General features: G+C 53.3%; 14 protein-coding genes. 11 read left to right on the forward strand and 3 right to left on the reverse strand.

Translation table 11 applies throughout. The annotated features are described in order from the left end of the window. Positions 1-9: 9 nt before the first annotated feature. The 10 genes from JOY44_RS01985 (at position 10) to JOY44_RS02030 (ending at position 19,545) form a co-directional block, all read left to right on the forward strand. A complete protein-coding gene (locus JOY44_RS01985; RefSeq protein ID WP_171572081.1) occupies positions 10-720 on the forward strand; it encodes a phage baseplate assembly protein V in 711 nt (236 codons plus the stop codon). Beyond that, positions 714-2,633: a hypothetical protein gene (locus tag JOY44_RS01990; protein WP_203031917.1), complete on the forward strand. Its 1,920-nt coding sequence runs from the start codon at positions 714-716 to the stop codon at positions 2,631-2,633. The genes JOY44_RS01985 and JOY44_RS01990 overlap by 7 nt, the downstream gene beginning before the upstream one ends. A 4-nt stretch (positions 2,634-2,637) precedes the next feature. After that, on the forward strand, positions 2,638-3,030 hold the full coding sequence (locus JOY44_RS01995; RefSeq protein ID WP_171572083.1) for a GPW/gp25 family protein: 393 nt from the start codon (positions 2,638-2,640) through the stop codon (positions 3,028-3,030). A 12-nt stretch (positions 3,031-3,042) separates the two neighbouring features. Next, a complete protein-coding gene (locus JOY44_RS02000) occupies positions 3,043-5,268 on the forward strand; it encodes a baseplate J/gp47 family protein (RefSeq protein WP_171572084.1) in 2,226 nt (741 codons plus the stop codon). 3 nt (positions 5,269-5,271) lie between these two features. Beyond that, positions 5,272-7,653, forward strand: a complete 2,382-nt coding sequence (locus JOY44_RS02005; RefSeq protein WP_171572085.1) for a phage tail protein — start codon at positions 5,272-5,274, stop codon at positions 7,651-7,653. Between the two features lie 30 nt (positions 7,654-7,683). After that, on the forward strand, positions 7,684-9,549 hold the full coding sequence (locus tag JOY44_RS02010; RefSeq protein WP_171571751.1) for a hypothetical protein: 1,866 nt from the start codon (positions 7,684-7,686) through the stop codon (positions 9,547-9,549). Next, positions 9,549-11,771: a right-handed parallel beta-helix repeat-containing protein gene (locus JOY44_RS02015; protein WP_171572086.1), complete on the forward strand. Its 2,223-nt coding sequence runs from the start codon at positions 9,549-9,551 to the stop codon at positions 11,769-11,771. The genes JOY44_RS02010 and JOY44_RS02015 overlap by 1 nt, the downstream gene beginning before the upstream one ends. 347 nt (positions 11,772-12,118) lie before the next feature. Beyond that, positions 12,119-13,699 carry a hypothetical protein gene (locus JOY44_RS02020; RefSeq protein WP_171572087.1) on the forward strand — a complete coding sequence of 527 codons (1,581 nt, stop codon included), beginning with the start codon at positions 12,119-12,121 and terminating at the stop codon, positions 13,697-13,699. Positions 13,700-13,708: 9 nt separating this feature from the next. Then, positions 13,709-15,769 carry an ATP-binding protein gene (locus JOY44_RS02025; RefSeq protein ID WP_203031918.1) on the forward strand — a complete coding sequence of 687 codons (2,061 nt, stop codon included), beginning with the start codon at positions 13,709-13,711 and terminating at the stop codon, positions 15,767-15,769. A gap of 14 nt (positions 15,770-15,783) precedes the next feature. Continuing rightward, positions 15,784-19,545 carry an eCIS core domain-containing protein gene (locus tag JOY44_RS02030; RefSeq protein ID WP_171572089.1) on the forward strand — a complete coding sequence of 1,254 codons (3,762 nt, stop codon included), beginning with the start codon at positions 15,784-15,786 and terminating at the stop codon, positions 19,543-19,545. A 93-nt stretch (positions 19,546-19,638) separates the two neighbouring features. Here JOY44_RS02030 and JOY44_RS02035 read toward each other — a convergent pair whose 3' ends face one another. Then, on the reverse strand, positions 19,639-19,830 hold the full coding sequence (locus tag JOY44_RS02035; RefSeq protein ID WP_203031919.1) for a hypothetical protein: 192 nt from the start codon (positions 19,828-19,830) through the stop codon (positions 19,639-19,641). A 154-nt stretch (positions 19,831-19,984) separates the two neighbouring features. Between JOY44_RS02035 and JOY44_RS02040 the strand changes: the two genes are divergently transcribed. Next, a complete protein-coding gene (locus JOY44_RS02040) occupies positions 19,985-21,712 on the forward strand; it encodes a hypothetical protein (protein WP_203031920.1) in 1,728 nt (575 codons plus the stop codon). 27 nt (positions 21,713-21,739) lie between these two features. On the opposite strand, the gene JOY44_RS02045 is transcribed toward JOY44_RS02040, so the two are convergent. Both JOY44_RS02045 and JOY44_RS32275 read right to left on the reverse strand, forming a co-directional pair. Beyond that, positions 21,740-22,381, reverse strand: coding sequence for an IS630 family transposase (locus JOY44_RS02045; RefSeq protein WP_171571819.1), 642 nt, complete (start codon positions 22,379-22,381; stop codon positions 21,740-21,742). A 323-nt stretch (positions 22,382-22,704) separates the two neighbouring features. Beyond that, positions 22,705-22,911, reverse strand: coding sequence for a helix-turn-helix domain-containing protein (locus JOY44_RS32275; RefSeq protein WP_415881095.1), 207 nt, complete (start codon positions 22,909-22,911; stop codon positions 22,705-22,707). Positions 22,912-23,139 lie beyond the last annotated feature (228 nt).

Below are 23,139 nucleotides of genomic sequence, written 5' to 3' on the forward strand. Positions count from 1 at the left end.
GAGAGTGTGATGATAACTAGCCCTACTAGCCCCGGTTTTTTACCCACCCTGCCGATTAGCGGTGAGGGCGGTTCCTATTTCGGGGTCTACGTTGGCCTCGTCACCGATGTGCAAGATCCCAACGGACAAGGTCGGGTACGGGTGCGCCTACCGTGGACTACCGACCCCGATGGCGACCCCTTCGAGATTTGGGCGCGGGTGGCAACACTGATGGCTGGGAGCGATCGCGGCACCTGGTTCATTCCCGAACCCGACGACGAGGTGATCCTTGCCTTTGAGGGTGGCTGTCCCTGGTCTCCCATTGTGGTCGGAGCCGTATGGAATGGGGTGGACAATCCGCCAGAGTCGATGGATCGCAACAATAATATTCGCTCGATCACCTCCCGCAGTGGCATTAAGGTCACCTTCGACGACTCCGATGGGGCAGTTCAGTTAAAGGTCGAAACCCCAGGTGGTCAAACCATTACCTGCCAAGACACGCCCGCCAGCATTGAGCTAAGTGATGCCAACGGCAACCAAGTCACCCTGGATAGCAGCGGGATTACCCTTACCACCAGCACGAACGTCACGATCAACGCCACAACGCTGAAAGTCTCCGCCAGTATGGTCACCGTCGATGCTGGGATGAGCAAATTCAGTGGCGTGGTGCAGTGCGACACTAACATCACCAACACCACCGTCAGTACCACCTATACCCCAGGAGCCGGAAACATATGGTAGTTGCCCCTCGTGTTCTGCGACAAACCTTTCCGGGTGACCATCCGGTGCAGTGGAGAACCGCATCCCCTCTGTGGGCGGTTCTCCAACCCCGCACAGATAACCCTGTCTTTGCCCAACCCGCGATGTTGCGCTTTACGACCGACACCTTCATGGAAGACTTCCTGACTGTGGCAACAGAAACCCCAACCCGCCTTTGGGAATGGCAGGTACAGAAGGAAACCTGGCGCAAACCTGCCCCTATCCCCTCCTTGCGGTTGGCTCCTGGGCAAACGCCCTCCACCCCACCCACCCAAATGTTGGACGATCCAGCCCTCCAGAACGAACCGCTGAAGCTCTATCAGCCTGCCCATCAGCGCTATTACCTGGTGGCGGCTAACTTGGTTTGCCGCATTCCGGGACTGCCCGATAAGACTCTGAAAACCACCCAGCGGGAAACCGTGTCATTCGTGGTGCGACGGCTGCTGACGGTCAACAAGGTGCTGCAAGAACACGCTTTTGTGAATGGCTTCTGGCAGCCTGTTGAGCCAGCTTTGCTTCAGTCCTTAAAGGCGGGAGAGCAAACCTTTCCCATGTTCCCGGTCACTTACACCCAGAGGGCAGATGGCTATGCTCGCCGCATGTTCTCCGGGTTAATTCCGGTATCGAATCGGGAAGCATTCTTAAATGCGGGGCTTCAGTCCAAGGCAACTGGAGATAGCGTCGTTGAGACGGAGGGCGATCGCCGCGATCGTCTCCTCACCTTGCTTCAGGTCGATGTTGTTGCCCCCTGGCGAAATATCAATCAAAGCCGCATTCAAGAAGACCGTACCCTGGTGGAGAGTTGGAGCAAGCTGGAGGCAGGCCGTCGCAATGAACTCTTGGCTAGTGTCCACCTTGCCCAAGATAAGTTACAATCCGTCTCCTGGTATGTCCTACTCGATCTGGCCTACTATCTGCGCGACTATTTACCCGCTGTCTGGAATCGGCTTGAGATCAGCCCCGATACCCCAGTCCCGACGGGAACGCCTGGTAAAGCCTTGCTCGACACCTTGCAGTCCACCACCTTCAAACTCGAAACCAGTGAAAATTTCAATACTTTCATGGTGCTCCAAAACAAGTTCAGTGGAGTGAGTGACCCCACTGGGAGAACGAGTCTTGCCAAAGCCCTGAAGGATGTTTACGCCGCCCGAGTGCATCTCGAAAATGCCACGGCACCTTACAGCTACCAATCGCCTGCTGGCTGGCCCGCATCCCAGTTTCTCCTCTGTGGAAATGGGGTCAACAGCCTGGTGAATGGAGGGGATCTCGACCTTCTAGTCTTTGTCCAGCGCATTCGGGACGCACTCACCGCGCTCCCCCCTGATGCCAACCAACGGTTACCGCTGGTGCCGACCGCCCCTACCCTGATCAAGAGCCAGAATGAAGCCAATTATGACAATGATTTATTTCTGATTCGCTGTGTGTATGAACGACCCAACTGCCCGCCCTCGGTTCATCCCACGGTGGTGAGTGAGCCGACTCAACGCTTCCAGATGGCCTCCTACTTTGACCCCGATGCCCCGGCTCGTCCGATTCGGATTCCCATGCCCATCGACACCAGCCCAGCGGGATTACGCAAATTCGCCAAAAACACCATGTTCGTCATGTCTGACTCCCTGGCCTGCCAGGTGGAAAAGGCACGGGATCTCACCTTTGGGGATTTAGTTCTGTCGGTATTGCCCTGGCCGTTCCACAAGGATTTCAGCGCCAGTGCCGGGGGCTGCCCCTCAGGCACTTTAAGTTTTGGTAAAATCTGCACCTTCTCGATTCCGATCATCACTATCTGTGCCCTGATCCTGCTCATCATCATTGTTTCGCTGCTGGATCTCATCTTTAAGTGGGTGCCTTTTCTGATTTTCTGTCTACCCCTACCAGGCTTGAAAGCCAAGAAGTAAACCTATGGATGCTGGAAAACTCTTTGGTCGCAGTGTTGCCTTTCCTCCCCGGATCGAGGCGGATGGCCGCATGGCTTGGTCGTCGGGACCGCAGAATATCCGTGAGTCGATTCAAATCATCCTCCAAACCGAAGTGGGGGAGCGGCTGATGCTGCAATCCTTTGGGGCTGGGCTGGGGCGGTTTTTGTTTGAGCCAAACACCACCGCCAACCGCAGCCTAATTCAAGAGCGGGTGGAAACCGCCCTGCGCTTGTGGGAACCCCGCATTCGCCTGCGCCAGGTGCTGGTAGAGGAAGATCCCCGCGATCCGCAGCAAGTGATTCTCACCCTTGATTATGGGCTGTTGGCCACTGGCGCTGGCGAACGACTGGCTTTAACCGTGAACCTGGGAAGTTAGAGGAAGAACCCCATGCCCATCAACATTCCCCCCCTAGACGATCGCAACTACGCTGACATTCTGCGGGATGCCCTAGCACGCATTCCGGTGCATAACCCAGAGTGGACAAACTTCAACGATAGTGATCCAGGGGTCACAATCATCCAGTTGTTTGCCTTCATGACCGAGAGCATTCTCTACCGGGCAAACCAGATTCCCGAGCGTAATCGGTTGAAGTTTTTGCAGTTGCTGGGCATTCCCTTGGCCCCTGCTGCGACCGCCCAGGGCTTTGTCACACTGACCAATGAGCGGGGTCCCTTGGCAAGCCGCACCTTTGATGCAGGGCTGGATGTGCGGGCAGGGCAGGTGAGATTTCGGACGACGCAAGGGCTAGATGTGCTGCCGATCGCCGCCCAACTTTTCTATAAGCGTCCCATCAGGACCACCCCCGAACAAGACACGCTGTATCGCCAACTCTATGCCGATTTATTGGGGGAAGGAGTGCCTGCCTTTTATGAAACGGCGACCATGCCTCAACCCGCAACCGATGGCAGTCTGCCCGTCCTAGATTTGGCCGAACCCGACACGACCGTAGACGGCTGCTTGTGGATTGCCTTGCTAGCACGTACTGCAAATGAGTTGGCAGCGGTGCGATCGCACCTAACAGGCAAAACCCTCACCCTCGGCATTATGCCCCGCTTAGATGATGACGAGGTAAGCGTTACCGCTGGACAGACCCAGCGGACGGAGGCTCAGGCTCCACCCGTGCGGTGGGAAATTGTCGATGCGACCACGAGCACACCTACCTATCGTCTGTTAGAGTCTCGGAGCAATGGGTCGTTCCTCAATGCTCCGGGGATGGTAGAACTGAAACTGCCCACCAGTGTAGACGAACTCACCGGCTGGAACTTTGCCGCATTAGAGCCAGGATTAGAGGGTACAGGCGAATATCCCCCTTCGTTAGCGGATACTAACCTGGGAGATCGCCTGATTACCTGGATTCGTCTGCGCCTTGACAAACAGCCTACTAACCAATCAGCGAAGGTTCGCCTGAGTTGGGTCGGTATCAATGCGACTCAAGTGCAGCAAAAAATACTGGTCACGGGAGAAGTGGTAGGTTCTGGCACAGGCGAACCGGATCAGTGCTTTCGGCTGGCGAATACGCCGGTCTTGCCCGACTCGCTGGTACTGACAGTGGGAAATGAACCTTGGCAACGGGTTAACGATCTGCTGGCTGCCGATTCGGAGGTGCCGGTGCAGGCTCCCCGCTTGCCCATCTACCAGTCAGAAGCCATGGCGGGAGTAAAGGCGTCACCCCGCACCAAAGTTTTCACATTGGATCCGGAATCGGGTGACCTTTGCTTTGGCGATGGTGCCCATGGGACTCGCCCCACCCAGCGGATTGTTGCTAGCTACGCCTTTGGGGGTGGACGGCAGGGCAATCTAGGTCTAGGCTCCATCAACCGCAGCCCTCAGCTACCTGCAGGTTACAAAGTCACCAACCCGATCCGCACTTGGGGTGGGGATGATGCCCAGGATACGGCTAGTGCGGAGCGGGGAGTATCCCGCTTTGTGCAGCATCGCGATCGCCTCGTGTCAGTGCAGGACTTTAAGGACATTACCTGGCAAACACCGGGAGTGGATCTGGGTCGGGTGGAGGTGCTGCCTTTGTTCGACCCAGCCAATCCTGGGTCGGGTGAAATTCCCGGTGTGGTGACGGTGCTGGTTGTGCCAGCCAGCCCCACTACGGATAATCCTCAGCCCGACCAATTCTTTCTAGAGTCTGTGTGTAACCACCTCCAGCCTCGGCGCTTGGTGACCACAGAACTGCATGTGCGCGGTCCCCAATATGTCGATGTTTGGGTGTCCGTTAGCATTGAGATCCTTGGGGGTTATGCCACTGGCCCAGTGCGAGAGGCCGTGAAGCAAGCGTTGTATCGCTTTTTATCGCCCCTCTATGGCGGGCAGCAACAGACGGGTTGGTCCTTGGGTGTGTCTGTGCTGCCCCAAGAACTGGAGGCGATCGTGGCGAGGGTTGCCGGGGTGCGTCTGGTCAACAATCCACTGCTGCTGGGTTCTGCAACCGCTAATAACGTAGCCACGATCGCTATTTCTGGGCTGATGCTGCCTCGTTTGATCGGTGTCTCGGTCACCGAGGGGCCACCGATCCCATTAGAACAACTGCGGAATGCTCCCCCAGCACTGCCCCTCGATGGAACGCAGTGGACTCCGATTCCTGTCTTACCTGAACGGTGCTAACCCATGAAGGACGTGAACGGCACTCGCTATCATCTGCTTCTGGGTTATGCCGACTGGCAACGCAGCCAAATTGACCCAGAGAAAACCCCGCTGGGCAACCGCCAGTGGGAATACGACGACACCCACCAGGTGCTGCACCTCCAGTCCGAAGTATTTGCGTTTCGACAGCAAGGGGCTGCTGGTAGCTCGCTGTCTGCAAACAATCGACGGGATAGCGATCGCGACTCCTATGGACATTGGTACTGGCTGGATGAAACGGGAACGCAAGTCAGAGTCCTTTGGGCTCACGCGACGAAGGCTGAAATACTGTTCCCTCAGCCCCCTGCCCCCTGCCCCCCCACAACCGGCAATTTTCGCCCTGCTGTGCCAACCCCGCCCTCGACGCTTGAACCTCTGTCTGGACTGGCGGTTATGCAGGAGGGCTATCTAGTGGTGGGGTCTCCGACCACAAACAGTCTGCTGGTGTTTGACCTCTATGCCTTCGATAATGGGTTCCTGCGAGTACCGTTGCCCTTGCCTCCTGCCTCTCCAGATGACCCGCGTCTCCTAAGTCGGTTTGATCTGGCAGCTTTAGCCGATGGGGGACTGCTGGTGCTAGACCGAATGAATCGACAGGTCTGGCGACTCAATCCCTCTCTAAGGTTGCTGCCCATGCCTGCTGAAGTGCCAGGAACTTTAACCCTTTTTCAACCGAGACAGGGTCAGCCTCGATATGAGCAGGCAGTTCCAACCGCAGAGGCGATCGCCCTGGATACCACCGATCCGATGGCGATTGCACCGCTCCCCGATGGCTCGTTCTGGATACTGGTTCAGCAGGCTCCGGACACTGCTTCCGTTTTATGTCACTACAGCAAGGATGGAGCTGTATCCCAATCCGTGGTGCTGACAACCATCAATCTGATAGAAGCGGGTACCGATGATTTAACTCTGGGCAGAATTGAAGGTTACGACATTGCCTACCTGCCGAATCGGGATGCTCAGGGAGGGTTTCTTCCCACTGGGATTTTGTTTGTTACTGATTTTTCTGGCAATCAAGCCTATGCTCTACGGGTAGATTCCCTCACTCCTCTCACGCTGAAGCTCGAACGTCAGTATTTCCCCCTTCGCAGTTACAAAAAACAGTATCCTGTTTCACCGCCTAGTTATGGGTCTGTCGCGTTGGTTGCCGTGTGGGACTTGGGAGATGTGTATTACCACCAGGCGGGCGATCGCTGGTTGCCCATCAAAGCTCTACCCCAGCGACGCTATGAAAAGACCGCCACCTTACTGCTGCCAGTCATGGATGGGCGCGACCCCAATTGTCTCTGGCACCGTCTCTGTGTGGATGCCTGCATTCCCCCCGAAACCCAGTTAGAGGTTGAAACCCGCGCCGCCGATGCTCAGGGCGATCTCGTTTGGGACGCTTGGCAAACCCAGCCCAGGCTCTACCAACGACATGCCGCCGAGGTTCCCTACTCATCCCTGTGGAGTGAGGAAGACCAGGTTAAACCCCACACCGGTACCTGGGAGTTGTTGTTTCAGCAAGTTCAGGGTCGCTACCTGCAAATTCGCCTCACCCTGAGCGGCAATGGCCGCAATACCCCCATGGTGAGGGCAATACGAGTGCATTATCCGCGCTTTTCCTACCTGCGGGAATATCTGCCCGATGTTTACCAACAAGACCCCACCTCAATGAGCTTTCTGGATCGGTTTCTGGCCAACCCAGAAGGCAGCTTGACCACTCTGGAAGGACTGATTGCCCAAGCGCAAACCTTGCTGGATTTGCGCACGGTGCCCTCGGAGGCGGTGGAGTGGCTGGCAAGCTGGATCGGGCTAGCTCTAGAACCGGGCTGGAGCGACTATCAGCGGCGGTTGCTGATCGCCCAAGCACCCTACTTCTTCCAGCGACGCGGCACTCAACTGGGGTTACTGCAAGCGATGCTGCTCACCCTGTACCCCCAACTTGGCCCCCGCATCTTTCAGGATGATGTCGCCCAGCTCTGCTCCACGGTTCGCATTGTGGAGCGCTTTTTGACCCGTACCCAGCCCGGAGTGGCTGCTGGAGACCCAACCGAAACGACGCTGATCTCAACGAATGATGTGAAGCAAGATGCCAAAGCGCGTGCCCATCGCTTTACCGTGATGCTGCCAACCACCATTGATGCCTCAACCCAGCGGCTAGTGGAACGCATCATTGCCCTCGAAAAACCAGCCCACACCGCCTTTGACCTGAAGCAATACTGGGCCTTGTTTCGGGTGGGAGAAGTGCGGCTAGGGTTTGATACCGTCCTGGGGCGGGGCGGTCAGTTTGATACCTTCCGTCTGGGGCAGTCGGCGCTTGCTGAGGCTGCTCTAGGCGAAACCTTCCCTTATACCTTGACCAATCGCACTGTAATCCATCGGTAGTTGCTATTCCCCCGTAACGAGGAGAACTCTATGCCCCAACCCTTTCATCTCTGTCCAGATTTGGGCGAACTGCATGCCTACGAGCGACTGAATTATGTTCTGGGCCAAGTGCTGGGGGTCAAAGACTTTCAGCAAGAACAGGTCTATTTTCTGCACAAAGCGCGCTTACACAACCGTAGCTTGCACGGCTACGGCACCGTGTGGGGGCTGGAGGTTAGCACCAACGGCACTGGGGAGAAGTTAGAAATCCAGGTCTTGCCTGGGTTTGCGATCGACACTCAGGGGCGAGAAGTGCTGGTGGATGCGCTGCAATGCGCCAACTTGAATACCTGGCTGGCTGCGGCGATCGCCCAAGGTTCCCCAACCGCCAACCGCGATACACTCACACCAATTGCCGGTCCCGGTTCCTCTCTAGCAGTATATGTCACGCTTTGCTATCACCCCTGCCAGACTGGTGCCCAACCCATTCTGGGCAATCCTTGTCGCACGGATTCTGGGCAAGAGGGCGTAATCCAATACACCCGCATTCGGGATGACTTTGAGCTCAAGCTACTGGCCAAACCACCCAGACAAATTGAAGAAGATCAGGTGCGGGCAATCGGTGACCTGTTTGCCAAAATCGAAATTGATGCCACCCCCTCTGCCCGCCTGAGTGACGCAGCCACTGCCACCCTGGTGCAAACGCTGCGAGACCGCCTTGATGATCCAGCCAGAATTCCGGGGCTGAGTGCCCTCAGAATTCCGGCTGTGCAGGCTCGCGATTTATTACGAGAACTGTTGCGCTATTGGATCACCACCACCCGCCCGACGCTGGATAAACTCCAAAATCCTGTTCTCAAACTGCTCGAAAAAATTCGCATTGATGACACGATCGCCACACCACCCACAGAAGCGGAGATCGCGACCCAGGTTGCCTTATTCACAGCGGCCTTGGATGCCTATGTGCAAACCAATCAATTAACGGCGATCGAGGCGATCTCCCCTGTCACTGTACCAGGAGCGATCGCGACTCGTTACCGACGCACCATCCTGCAATACTGGAGCAGCAAGCCCGAAGCCAACCAAACCTCGGAAGATCAGTGCATTTTGCTGGCAACGGTGCAGTTTGCATTAACGGCAGACGGCACTGTGGATGAAATCCCCCCTAATCCTATTGAGGTGGTGAACCTACAGCGTCCGTATCTGCTCCACACCCGACTGCTGCAAGAACTGCTGCTGCAAGGCATTTTGCAAGGACCAGGAGGGGTTGGTCCCCAGGGTCCAGCAGGTCCAACTGGTGCACCAGGAACCCCAGGCGCACCAGGAACCGGAACCCCGGGCACACCAGGAACCCCGGGCACACCAGGAACTCCGGGGACCCCTGGTACAGGGCTGGATCAGCTAATCCTGCGCCCCATTGATTTGGTGTTATTTAGCGATCGCCAGTCCCCCCCCGTTTTTCCACGAGACATTGACCCTACCCTGCCGCTGGCGGTACCGGGCACCGTGAACGGTTACCCAGCCGTGGTATTCAATCGGGGGCGAGGCGTAGCGGCCTTTAGCACCCTGCGACCGACTAGCCTGCCTCCCGGTCAATCGCCTCTGCTACATCTCTACTGCACAGCGCGCGGAGGGGTGGTGAGCTGGAGCATTACCTGGCGCTGGTTGCGATCGCTGAATCCTGGCGAACTTGTGCGACTAGATGCGGCTCTGACCTCTACAGATTTCGCGACCGATGAGATGCCCCGGATGGAGCTGGATAGGTTTCACCTGCACCGCAGCGAGCCATTGAAGCTGGAGGTCAATGCCGATCAACTTGACTACCTGATGGTGTATCTGGTGCCGAAGGCGGAGCTGAATGGCGGGGAGCGGGAGCAGTTGTATTTACTGATGGCTGAGCTGAGGTGGGAGGTCTAATGGAGACACAATTTTTAGAAGCGGTTTTTAGCGATAGCATTCAGCACCCAAACTTTTTCAACGGACGGATTCTGACAGCCACCGATCTGCGGGATGAGCAGGTGGCAGAGCTGAAGCGATCGCGCTACCTGGGGCAGGCGATCGGCGCGGGCGTTGTCTATGGTCTAAATGTGACCGCTGCCAGCAGCCGTAATGCCCTAGAGATTACCAGCGGTTTAGCCATCAACCGCCGGGGAGACACCCTCCACTTGCCAGGAAAAACAACCACCGTCGAACTCGTTCTGACGGAACGGCCCACTGCTACAGCCACATCCCCCTTTGTGCCCTGTGATATCGCAGGGGCAACGACGCTAACGGGAGTGGTATCTACCGGGTTTTATTTGCTGGCGATTACCAACGCCACCCGCCTCTCGGTGACGATGGCTCCTAACTCTAGCTTGAATGGAGACAGACCCGGCTGCACCAACCGCTACGAGGAAGTGGGAGTGCAGTTCAAGCTGGTGCCGTTGACCAATGAAGACTTTGTGAGTACGTCTCCCACTGCCTTAATCGATCGCAGTCGTCTGGCTCACCGCTGCTTCGGTACTAATCAATTGACTCCATTCGCGGCTGACCCCGTTCATGCCCCAGTTCAATATGGTCTACTAAATTCCCTTCGCGCTGACAAACGCCTGACAGACTGTGACGTTCCCCTGGCCCTGTTTCAGTTTCAACCACCGACTGTGAAATTTGTTGATGTTTGGGCAGTGCGACGTCCTTGCCTTCAAGGTGTTGAAAACGATGCATGGCTAAATCAGCAGAGCGCAATGGTGGGTTTACGCCGAATGATTGAGGCCAAGGTATTTTTCCTACAATTCCAACATCAGCTCGAAGACATTCGCCAACAAGATGGCGTGAATATTCGTGCAGTAGATTATTTTGAATACTTGCCAGCAGCAGGTTACCTACCTGTCGGAAAAACAGGCTTATCAGGCTTCAAGCTAGAAACGTTCTTCTCAGGCATCACACGTCATCAGGTCAGCCTAGATCCGGTAGCATTGCGCCGTATTTTCCACGAGTCATTTTCTGTTGCCCCAATTAAGCCCGGTACAGAGGAGATTGCTATCTATCCGGTTTCAGCCACAGCAGGTAATGAACCCTATGTCGTTTTCATGCGCTCTGGTCTAGGACAGTTTGCCTTAGTTGCCTCAGGAAACTGTACGTATACCCTGAATCCCAGCAATTGGGAAGCCAGTCTGACACAAATTGCCAATGGGCTAAAAGACATTCATATTTGCCTGCAAACTGGAACATATATCCTTTCGCGCCCGATTGAGATTAAGAATAAAGGGCACATTAAGATAACAGGAGCTGGAACCGGAACCCGCTTACTAGCTCAAAATTCAGAGGCAGCTTTGCGTTTTGAGAATTGTCAAAGCGTGACAGTGCGGGATTTATATGCAGAGAATGGCTTGGCAGTAACGCCACAAGGTCGTCAGAGTTTGCAAGGAACCCTCAGTTTTTACGACTGTCAGGAGGTTAATGTTGAGAATGCTACGCTCAAATGCGTTGGCAACGCTATTAAAACCTCTGCCTGCATTACGGTTGCTCCATCGAAGGTGGGTAAGCATCAGCTAAGTAGTACGATTAGCAACGTTCGCGTCCATAGCTGTAACCTCGAAATGGGGCCTCGACAAGTTGGGATTTTGCTAGTTAATACTCGCTATGTACAAGTTGAGAATAATCGTTTAGCTGCCCTAAGTTCTGGCAATCCTTCTTTTCAAGGCATTGTCATTGGGGGTAGCCTCGCTAACGGTGTACGGATTCTCAATAACACGATTGAAAATACACTACAAGGAATTCACATTGGCTTGAGTCACAATGAAAATAGTAAGGGTGCTCCAGACATTGCAGAAAATATTTTCATTACAGGTAACATGGTGCATGTTTCTTCCCCTAACCTACCCAACACCAACCAGAAACGTCATGGTGTTTTTGTCGGAAATTGTAGCAGTTTAGTAATTGAGAATAATTACCTCACCCTCAGGCGCTTCAACGGAACCGCGAATTTGTTTATTGATGGGATACGGGTTTTTGGAACCTTGGGACGTCGCATTGTCATTCGTCAAAATCATTTGACCAGTATCAACGCCCTGGCAAGCTTTTCGGGAGGTGGTATTCAGGTTACAAATTTGGGATCAACACCTGAACCTCACCTAATCGAAAATAACTTTGTAGGCTAACTGCAGGAGATCGTCTTCTCAATGTTAAAAATAGTTAGCAACAGCCTTGCTGATGAGTGGGCATTGCTATTCTTATAGATGCAGTCGCTTCTATTGGTATTAGTCGCTTGCGTTTCTGAGCTCGCAGCAATGTGGCAGATGTTTCGTAGGTCGGAAGGGTTCGAATCCCGCGTCTGTAATTGGGGAGTACAATGCTGCTCCCCTTAATTTTTAGGCTCAATTTGAGCAATTTGGATACACCTTAGGCGTTGCTCAAGCATTTTCTTAAAGTAGCGTGTATGACTCTCTGCTGACTGCTTGGGTTAGGACGCAGGGATCGAGGAACTGTTACCTGTTAAAACATGACTATGAGCAGTGCCGTTTCCCATGCTCTCATTTTGAATCGGGTCAGGTTGACCTTAGGCGAGATAGCTACGCTTTCTCAGCGGCAGCAGTGGCAGCGACGGCTCGACAGTGCCCTCAATCGGGTGTGTCTCTACCCAGATCTGCCACCCCAGGCTATTTTGGTCGTTCGCCACTTGCCCGATCCCCAACCCGGTAGCCTGCTGACAGACAACCTCTGGCGTGGTCTGCGCGACTGGGAACAAGCCGCCCAAAATGCCCTTAACGATTGCTGGCACACCGCCGTTCGTCCCGCGCAAACGCCCGTATCGTCTACAGCCAATAGCGTCTGGTTTGCTGACCCGGCAGAATGGTTAGCCTGCTTAGCTTGGGATGTTTATCGGGGCATTGCAGGCGATCGCTGGTGGTGGCAAACCGCTCTCCGCCCCCATACCCAGCGCAACCGCGCTGAGACGCTGTTTCAGCTTTGGCGAGAAGACGCACAATGGCTCCCCGCTGCCCTAACCTTGCTGCTACGTCATCCCAGTTCCAGCATGGTCACTTTACTGGCTGCACTGACAGACACCCAGGCGAGGCAACTGCGAGCGCAGGTTCTCCAAGTCTATCAATGCCCCCTTCCGACTCTCGCAGCACCAGCACCCGTCCTCCCTTTCCTCATCCTTGCGCTACAGCCTTATCTGTCGCCTCCGGTGCGCCGCTTCCTGCCGTCCCTCCCACTCGAAACCCAGGCATTGCTTGCGGTTTGCCTGACTCTCCCCCATACCGCTCAGTTTCTCGACGTGGCTTTAACGACATTGCCCAAGGCTACAACGGCGATCGCTGAACTATCCACGCAACCCCAACCGCTTGATGAACCCCCGACTGCTTTACCAGAACCCGCTGCCCCGAAAGCAGTGTCTCCCCCCGCTCCTACCGTCCCTCGCTCCTCTGTACCCAAAATTGTGGCGATTCAAAGCACGCCTTTCGATGGGCAATCGATGCCTGAGGGCATCGATCGCCCTCAGGCAACCGATGCGGCTTCAGCCTCTCCCTCAACCCTACCCCTTACCCCTTCGCCTGATTCTGCCCCAGATGCCTCCGTGGATGTTCCCGTCCTCGACCCTCCCTTCTTTTTCACCACTGATTTAAACCTGGAGGCAGAACAGGGCGTCGCTACGGCTGTGGGTGGCCTGTGGTATCTGGTGAACGTTCTCGTTGGCCTAAACTGGCCGGGGCGCACACCAACGCTGACTCCCTGGCACCAGCTTTCTGCCCTAGCGCAATCCTTGTTACCAGAAGTCCCGCTCGACCCGGTCTGGGGACTGTTGGCCGAGCTGGCGGGGGAGCCTGTTCCCGATGCTGTGCTTGCTCAATGGCAGGAAATGGCGTTGGAGCAGGTGTATGCCTATCTAGCAGAGCGGTTGGAGCAGCCCGACGCACTTTCTGGCTATCTTTTGGAACCAGCCACCCTCTACCTCACCCGCACCCATGTGGATGTGGTGTTCACTCTGGATCAAATTCGGCTAGACGTGCGGATGGCTGGGTTGGATCGCGATCCGGGCTGGGTGCCGGAGATGGCTCGGGCGATCGCATTTCACTACGAGTGAGGCAGGCCAATGGCAGAAGCACCAACTCCCAAAATCCACATCGAGCGTTGGCTGCAACGGACGATCGTCCATGTTGCAGCCTACCTGAGCGTGGTGGGAGGGGAGGATATTTTAGAGCAATACAACTTTCTGAAGCCCTACCTTGACCCTGTGTTTGAGAGCTTTCGTGTCAGATTTCCGGAGCTGACGGCTCTCTCTGCGATCGACCAAAAATTTCAAGCCATCTTTGAGCGGGATGAACGAGCCAGCCAAACCGAAACCTTACCCCTCGTGCGACTGCAGCAAGCCGGGTTAAGCACCGCCCATCTGCGGGTACTGCTGCTGATCGCCCTAGTGGAAGTCGATGCTCGGTTTGGTACGGTCTACAGCGTTTTGCACCCCTTTCCCGAAGAACAACGCCTCACCCTTGGGCTTTTAGACAGCTTGATGCGGTTTAATGCTCTCCAACATGAGCCGCCTGGGTGGCAGCTTGCCTTAGACCTAGAGCGGCGCGGGTTGCTCACTCTACACTATCCAGAAAAACCCAGAGCATCCCAAGCGTTAAGCCTGCCAGGAGTAATTTGGGATGCCCTGGCAGGAGAAGCCTTCTCACCCCACCTGGCTCAGACTCCCACCGCTCGACTGTTCTACCATCCGTACAACTCGCTGAAATCCTTCCAGGATCTCCAGGGCTTGTTGCCGGGTGATATCCTGGAACGGCTGGAACGCCTCCCCGAACTCGTTCAGAGAAATCTGACCCAGGGCGTTGTCCTACGTGGAATGCGAGGATGTGGACGCTTGTGGGCGTTGGGAGCCGTCGCGCGTTCCTTGAAGATGGATGTCGTGCATGTGCAGCGACCGGATGCGATCGCCCTACCACAACTCTGCCGGTTAGTTGGTCCCCTAGCGGTGCTGCGTCGAGCGCTACCCGTGATTGAGCTGGAACCCGCTCCCGGCGAAATTGTTAATCTGCCGCCCCTAGCTGGCTATGATGGCTTGCTGGGCTTTTTGCTGAATCGAGAGGGCAGCTTGAGCGGACTGCAAGCAGAAGGCTGCATTACCTTGCAGATATCACCGCCCGACTATGCGGCTCGTCAAAAGCAATGGCAACTGGTTGTTGATGAGCATGTGCCAGAGGATACGGATATTGTTGAAACCGTCAGCCGCAACTATCATCTGACCCTAGGAGCGATCGAACAGGTCGGGCAGTTGGCTCATGCCTATGCCGCGTTGAACCAGCACGACTCGATTCAGTTCCAAGATTTGCGCGAGGCTAGTCAATCGCTCAACCAGCAAACCCTGGAAAACTTGGCGACCCGTATCCCGACCGAGATGACTTCAGGCAGTCTGGTGGTGTCCAAGACCACCCAACAAGCCCTGGATAACCTGATCCTTCGCTGCCGCTACCGAGAAAGTCTGCTGGAGCATCTCGGCGACGGCTTTATGGGCATGTCGCGAGGCGTGCGGGCGCTCTTTACCGGCACCAGCGGTACTGGCAAAACCTTGGCCGCTCGCATCATTGCCGCCAAGTTAGGGCTTGACCTTTACCGGGTCGATCTTTCCTCGGTGGTTAGCAAATATATCGGCGAAACAGAGCGTAACCTCAGCCGCCTATTTGCGCGGGCTGAGGAGCAAGATATCATTTTGCTGCTGGATGAAGGCGACTCCCTACTTACCGCTCGTACCGATGTCAAAAGCTCCACCGATCGCTATGCCAATCTGGAAACGAATTACTTACTCCAGCGGCTGGAGCAGTATGAAGGAATCATTTTAATTACTACCAATACAGCCAGTCGCATTGATAGTGCCTTTCAACGGCGGATTGATGTGTTGATTGAGTTTGGTCTACCTGATGCTGGGCAGCGCCAGAGCCTGTGGCAGCTCCACTTACCAGCCCAGCATCAAGTGAGTCAAGCATTGCTCCATCGCGTATCGCTGCGATGCGAACTCACCGGCGGACAAATTCGCAATGGGGTACTCCATGCTTCTCTGCTGGCTTTTCAGCATGCTTCGCCGCTCAACGATGAGTTTCTCACCGAGGGCATTCACCGGGAATACACCAAGATGGGGGCGGTATCGCCTCTGCACTAGCGAGATTCTCAGCAATGGTACATTTGGCAGAACGCACCAAACGCCGCAAGACAAACGAAAGCCATGCTGGGCAGCATGACTCCTCTAAGCCGTCACGCCTGCCAATTTCTCCCTTAGCGATGCGATCGCCCCTCGTGCAGCCCAAATTAACCGTCAACCAACCGGGCGATAAATTCGAGCAAGAAGCCGACACCGTTGCCAGCGCGGTGATGCGTACCCCGGTTCCTCTGCCCCAGCCGGATGATAACCGGGCTAGTATTCAGCGCATGGCAGCGGCCCCAACAGAAGAGAATGCGGTGCAACGACAAACAGCACCGAAGGAAGAAACCGTCCAGCGGCAATCGCTCCCCGAAGATAAGATCCAGCGGCTGGCCACCGAGGAAGTGCCCGTCCAGCGCAAAGGCGACGGCAGTCCTAGAGTTTCCACCAGCACTGTCAGCACCATTCACAACCCTGGCTCTGGTTCTCCCCTACCCAGCAGTGTGCGGCACCGGGTAGAACCCCATGTGGGCGCTAATCTCAGTGGGGTGCGAGTGCACACAGGCCCCAGCGCCCAGCGTGCCGCTGCTAGCCTCAACGCCCGCGCCTTTACCCACGGCAATAATATTTTCCTGAATCGGGCGGAGTCGAGCAGCAACCTGGGGCTGATGGCGCATGAATCAACCCATGTGGTGCAGCAGGGAGCGGCTCCGATTCAACGGCAGCCTCTAGACCAGGGACACTCACCGATTCACTCCAGCTCCCCACCTTCTATCCAACGGCTCTTACCTAGCATCGTCTTAAGTGAACTGGATGACTACGCTCGCCAGATTCCTGGCTACACCCTATTTACCGTCATTATCGGTTTTAACCCCCTAAAGGGCGAAGATGTTGCCCGCAACGCCACAAACCTGTTGGCTGGACTGATGGGTTTGGTGCCCTTCGGCACCTATGTATTTGACAAACTGCAAGAGCACGGCATTTTGCAATCGGCCTTTACTTGGGTAAAGGGTGAACTCAACCGCCTAGATCTCTCCGTCGAACGGATTGAGCGCACCCTGAATGCTGCGTGGACTGATGTGCGGTTGGCTGAAGGGTTTGACTACAACCTGGCCGTTCTGCGTCGCCATTTTGGTGGGCTTTATAACGATGTTGTAGCCTTTGCCACGTCCCTGGTTAACCACATTATCGAGTTGATTAAAGAAGCGGTCGTTGGGGTTGCGGAAGGATTGCTGGCGGAAAATCGAGCCTGGGCACTGATTAAAAAGATTCTGCATCACGACCCCCTCAGAGATCAGCCTGTTAACGCAACTACCGTTGAAATTCTAGAGGACTTCCTTCGCCTCATCGGTAAAGAGCAAGAACTGGAGCAAATGCGATCGCGGGGCACGCTGGAAGAAACGGCTGCCTGGATTGATACCCAGATTGGCACGTTCATGTCTTTGCTGGGTGAATTGCGAGGATTGTTTACAGAAGCCTGGAATGCGATTCAGCCTGAGAATCTGCCCCAACTCAGAACCAACTTGCAAAGTCTGGTCAGTCGAGCCGGTGGCTTCCTGGTCAGAGTTGGAACCTTTGCCATCACCGTGGCAGCAAAGGTGTTAGAGCTGATCAAGCATGTGCTGTTGGGTTTGTTGCGCGACCATGCCAGAGGAGTTCCGGGTTATCCGTTGCTGACGGTGCTGCTGGGCAAAGATCCGTTTACTCAAGAGGAGGTGCCCCGCAATGCCACCAACCTGATTCGGGGCTTTATGAGCCTGATGCCCAATGGTGAGCAGCAGTTCCAGCAAATGCAAGAAACTGGGGTGATTCCTGAGGCGGCTCAGCGGATTGAAACAGCCATGACCACCTTGGGCATTACCTGGCCATTTGTGCAGCAGCTTTTCATCGACATCTGGAATTCTTTCACCATCGAGGATTTGCTCCATCCGATCGATGCCTTTATCCGCATTCTGACGAAGTTTGAGGAGCCGCTTAGTCGCCTGTTCACTTTTGTGATTGAAGTGATCAAGGTGGTGCTGGAATTGGCGCTGAAGCTGATGAACTTTCCCACCGACTTGATTGGCAGCATCATTGCCAATGCTATGCAAGCGATCGATGACATTCAGCGTGACCCAGTCGGTTTCTTGCTCAACCTCTTAGCTGCTGTGAAGCTGGGCTTTAACAAATTCCTTGACAATATCCTGACTCACTTGCTGAACGGTTTAACGAACTGGCTCTTTGGCCAACTCAGCACAGCGGGGATTCATCCTCCGGCTGACCTTAGCCTCGGCTCCATTCTCGATCTGGTGCTTCAGATCCTGGGACTCACCGTCGATCGCCTGTGGGAAAAACTGGGTGAACGGATTGGACAAGAAAACGTCACCCGCATTCGTGGGGCGATTGACCGACTAACCGGCATCTGGACTTTCGTGAAAGATGTGCAGGAGCAAGGCATCGCCGCTGTCTGGAAATACATCGAGTCGCAGATCAGCAACCTATGGAGCACGGTACTGGAGCAGGTAGAGAGCTGGGTGATGACCCAAGTGATTCAAAAGGTCACAGCAAAATTACTGAGTATGCTCGACCCAACGGGCATTATGGCGGTCGTCAACAGTTTTATCGCCTTCTTCAATGCCATCCAATCGGCGATCGAGTACTTCCGCCAAATCCTCGAAATCGTCAACTCCTTTGTTTCTACTGTGGCTGAAATTGCCAGAGGCAGCATCGAGGGCGCAGCCCAGTTCTTAGAGAATACGCTGGCTCAAAGTTTACCCGTGGCGATCGGCTTCCTGGCGAATCAGGTGGGCTTAGGCAATCTAGGCGAACGCATTGCTGAAATTATTGGAAGCATCCGCGAACTAATCGATCGCGCCCTGAACTGGCTGATGGATCAAGCCATGAACTTAGGACGAGCAGTGTTGCGATCGCTCGGTTTTGGTTCGCAGGAAGGGGCAGCATCAGGCGATGTTAAGGATCAAGCAGGACAAGCTGTCCAGCAACAAATTGGAAAGGGTAAATCTCAGGAAGAAATTGAAGCAATTGGCACACGGGTTCTTAATCAATTCCGATCTCAAGGATTGAGTTCTCTTGCCCTTCGCAGAAATGATGCAGGTGAATTCGCTCTCTATGCCGCTGCAAGTCCGGAGAAGAAAGTACTTGATCTCATGACCCCTGATCGAGCTGGGGAGAATTATGCAGCTTCTATGACTGCCCGAATCACAATTGCCAATCCCCGCGAAGGTCTAGACATTTCAGAGTCGCGTTGGGAAGATGCACGAGAACGTCCGCAGGGGGCTGCTACAGTGGAGGAATTCCTCAAAAAACAAGCTCAAATGCCTGTTATTGGTCAAGGCTATCGTGAACGTCGGGGTGCCCAGCCTGTTGTAACCTCATTAATCGTAGCAAGACCCCAGGAAGGAGCAAACGAGATTCTTCTACGAACCTTTAGTGGAGGTGGGCGAATTAGAGGGAGAACTACCGATAACTCTTCCCATGCAGAAGTTCGGTTAAAGGAGTTTTTGCAAAACCGAGCAGCTTGGACGAGTCGTATTTCAAAAATTGAGCTTCATATCAATTTTAGTCCATGCCGACTTTGTGGAGAGCAAAGGGAAACCATGAGAGGAATCCGAGCCATGCTAACGGGCATAAGTGACATAAGTAATGCAATTTTATCTTGGGATACTTGGTACGATGACAGCCATATAGGCACTAGAGCTGAGGATATTTCCCATCTCAGACAACATTGGACTATCTCAGGTCCAATGCCCTCCAATGTTGAAAATGCATCGGAAAAACTTGTACCAGCATCTTCGTGAGTAGTGTGATCGCTTGTCTTGTGAACTGAATTCGCGGGAGCTAATTCAGCAAGTCCCACCCAAAGCATAGTGTGATCGAGGAGAGGATGGCGATCATCTGTTGAGAAACCTGCAAGGGCGATCGCTTGGATCAAAAGTAGGCGATCGGGCAGGGGTAAAAAGGGCGATCTCCGTGGGTGAAAAGGAGGGGCGATGATCGCTTGGATTGAGAATGGGCGATTGGGCAGGAGGGAAAAAGGGGATGGGAGTTGATGCAGAGGAGGGGCGATCGGTCAAATCAAGCAAGATGACCTACTTTGAGTCACAAAATGCTCTTGGAGAAATCTTAGCTGAAGATGCAGAAGCGATCGTACAGTAGAAGAAGTAGACCAATTGGATAAGCTAAACTCAAATCAGTAATCATTCAGACCCAGTCAGAGAAGGTTAACGGCTTTTTGAGATGCAACCTAAAACGGTCTTGGATGTCTATCAACAATATAGAGAGACTGAAGTAGCCAAGAATTCACCTAGGTTGATTGACAATTTACGAACAATACTTAGGCGATACATCTTGCCTGTCTACAACTTTTCAACAGCTGACCTTCGAAGTGATTTGGAAAATAGCTTAGATCAGGTTTCTTTAGACAAGTTTTTGCGAGATGCACCCCAATTTCTAGAGGATTTTAATAGCCAAAAGCACCTTCACGCTCAAAATATTGCTCCAGTCACGCTTAAAAATTACCGCTCAACGTTGCTGAGATTCCTTAATTGGATATATGACCAAGACTGGAAAACAGCACCTCCCGTAAAACCCTCTGCTAGTGTACTGGTCGACAGTCCCTCTCGAAATCAAACCCCTCAAATCTACAGCGGTCAGACACTTTCTAAGGCACGGAGGGGAGGAAAATATGCAAATGTAGAACCCTATGCTCTCAAAGAAAAGGAGCTAACAGAGAAACTCAAACAGCAACTTGAGCAACTGCAAAACTTTTGGACTAATTCCTGGAATCTTGGACTGACTGAAGAGCCTATTGATGGTTCAACCTCACAGTCATATAGAAATAGCATTCTGTGCTTTCTAGGATGGCATCAAAACATTTTGTGCAGGGATTTGCGCTATTTCCACATCAAACAATTAATCCAGCTCGATACTCTAAAAGCATTTATTAACTGGGGTTTTCACGAACGTAGAAACAGCTACGGATGGGCTACAAATGTCGCAAATAGTACGCTTGCTATTGCAAGATACCTCTCCTCTCAAACCAAGGGGTCTCAATTTGAAAGCAAACAGAAAGCGATACAAACATATGTTCGAAATCTGAGGAGTATCTATAGGCAGTCGCCAGGATCAGACATTAGTGAAACATCGTTAGCACCCGATGAACTAGAACAGGTTGTCTTTTATCTGAAACAGTGCTGTGCACCTCTGCATTCGTCAGGGGTAACTAGATCAGAGACAGCTATTTTGAAGTCCTGGGAACGTTACTTGATTGTGGCTCTATTGACTTACTGCCCAATCAGCCAACGAGAGGTTCGGGAACTTGAGTGGGAGCGATCGCTCATTCGAGATTCTGAAGGATACTCGATCTATTTGCATACCACAACAAAAGCATCTGGTCGAAAATTTCGATTACCTGAGCTTTTAGTCCACGATCTGGATAAATGGCGCGAGGAATTCCACCCGGAAATCCCGGTTCAAACTAATCGTGTCTTTGTCCGATTAGGATCGGGTCGAACTCCCGAGAGCTTTGGGCAACCTCTCAATTCGAGAGATATTTCAGATTTAGTGTCAACCGCTATCTACAAGGCAACTTCTATCCTTTTTGATCAGCCTAAGCACAGTAGTACTGCATCTTTTCAAAGAACGGCGATCGCCTATCTTAATGGCTCAATGCAGCAAGGACAGGATGTTGTTGGCGATCGCTATGGTTTGTCCAGCCTGAAACCTCAAGAACCAATATCACCGACTGCAGCTGCTATCGCTGGAATTAGTAAACCTAGGGGCGATCGCAGCAACCTGCCACCGCCGATTAAAGGAATCGTAGAAGAGTTGCATCAACCAGAAAACTCCGATTATGTATCTAATTCCCTGAGAAGCGTTATACAAGTTGCTCAGTTCGAGCCTGAGAGAACAGACAAGCAAGAGAACGCAATTTTAGAATTGCTAGACAGCTTAGACGAGATTTAGCAGGAGCTATTACGGCGGATTGCAGTGTTAAGAGGGACAGTAACAGCAGTGTGCAAACCAGTTGTGCAAATGTTGAGGATCTATCAAATCCATCGCTGTGGCAATGAGGGTATCTACCCTTTTCGAGGTTGTCGGCGAGAACTGTCTTAGGAAAGCCTTTAACTGTGACCACCAATGCTCAATCGGATTAAATTCGGGAGAGTAAGGAGACAGATACAGAACCTTCGCTCCAACCGCCTCAATTAAAGGTGCAATGGCTTTTACCTTGTGAGCAGGCAGGTTATCCATGACCACGACAGCCCCTTTCCACAGTTGAGGCACAAGACACTTTGAGACGTACACCTCAAAGACAACCGCGTCCATCGACTGATCTATCGTCATCACAGCCAGCACCTTTGAGACGGTAATCGCGCCCATGACACTCACCTTCTTGCCCCGATAAAAAGGTTTGAAGTCATACGCTCGTTCCCCAGGTGCAGCACGGGCATGGGTTCGCATGAGTCCCAGTAGAACACCCATCTCATCGAGAAACACTAAATCTTTGAGTTCTATACTCGTCACCTGTGCCCAGTACTCCTGTCTCAGGAGTTGGACTCGTTCGCTGGTGGCTTGGCTGGAGCGGAGCGTTTTTTTTTGCGCGGTAAATTGAGTCTCTGAAAGGTTCGGCACATAGTACTTTGGCTAACCCATAGCCCAGTCTCATCAAAGAGTAGCTCACAATATTCCGCTAAGGTCGCATCGCGCTGGTTCTCGAAGATCGCCACTAACTGGTCTTTGTGCTCCATCACAGGACTCACCGAACCACCCTGCTTATCCCTCTTGAATCACTTTCGGAAAAGCAAATTTAATCAAAAATGCTGAAGCTTCTATACGGCTTGAGTCTTAGCATACGCAGCTTATTTCCGATATTTCAAAACATTTGACAATGAAGCGTATATACCAGACAGCAGTCGGTGAAAGACTTTCAGCGTTTTGCCTGGATTTTACTTTAACTAGAGTGACATATGAGGGTTATGGGGAACGACGTGACCTTCTGTGCGCTTCTGAATCATCCATCTCTCGACGCAACTCTTGCTGACAGCAAAGCGGGCAGCAACTTTTCGGATCGAGCTATCACCCTTCTCCATAGCACTTACAATCTTCTCTCGAAAGTCTATGGAATACGGCTTCATTTTTGACCCAACGTTGTAATCCTTCATTGTCCTCTATCTGACTGCAATCCGCTGTATCCACAGACATGCATTGAAAGAAGAGATTATAATTTTCCTATCGAAAAAGGCTTCAGGAGATCAGCTTGTTGAGCAAGCGTTGAAAGCTTTGCAGATAGTCCATAATGATATAGCTCTAGCAGCCTCAGCAAGTTGTGATACTCGAAATAGTAGAGGAAAACTTCTTAAGTCCGAGGTTTGGAAGAACGGCGAAAGATA

Source organism: Leptolyngbya sp. Cla-17 (genome assembly GCF_016807185.1).
In the GTDB taxonomy this organism is placed as follows: Bacteria; Cyanobacteriota; Cyanobacteriia; order Leptolyngbyales; family Leptolyngbyaceae; genus ULC077BIN1.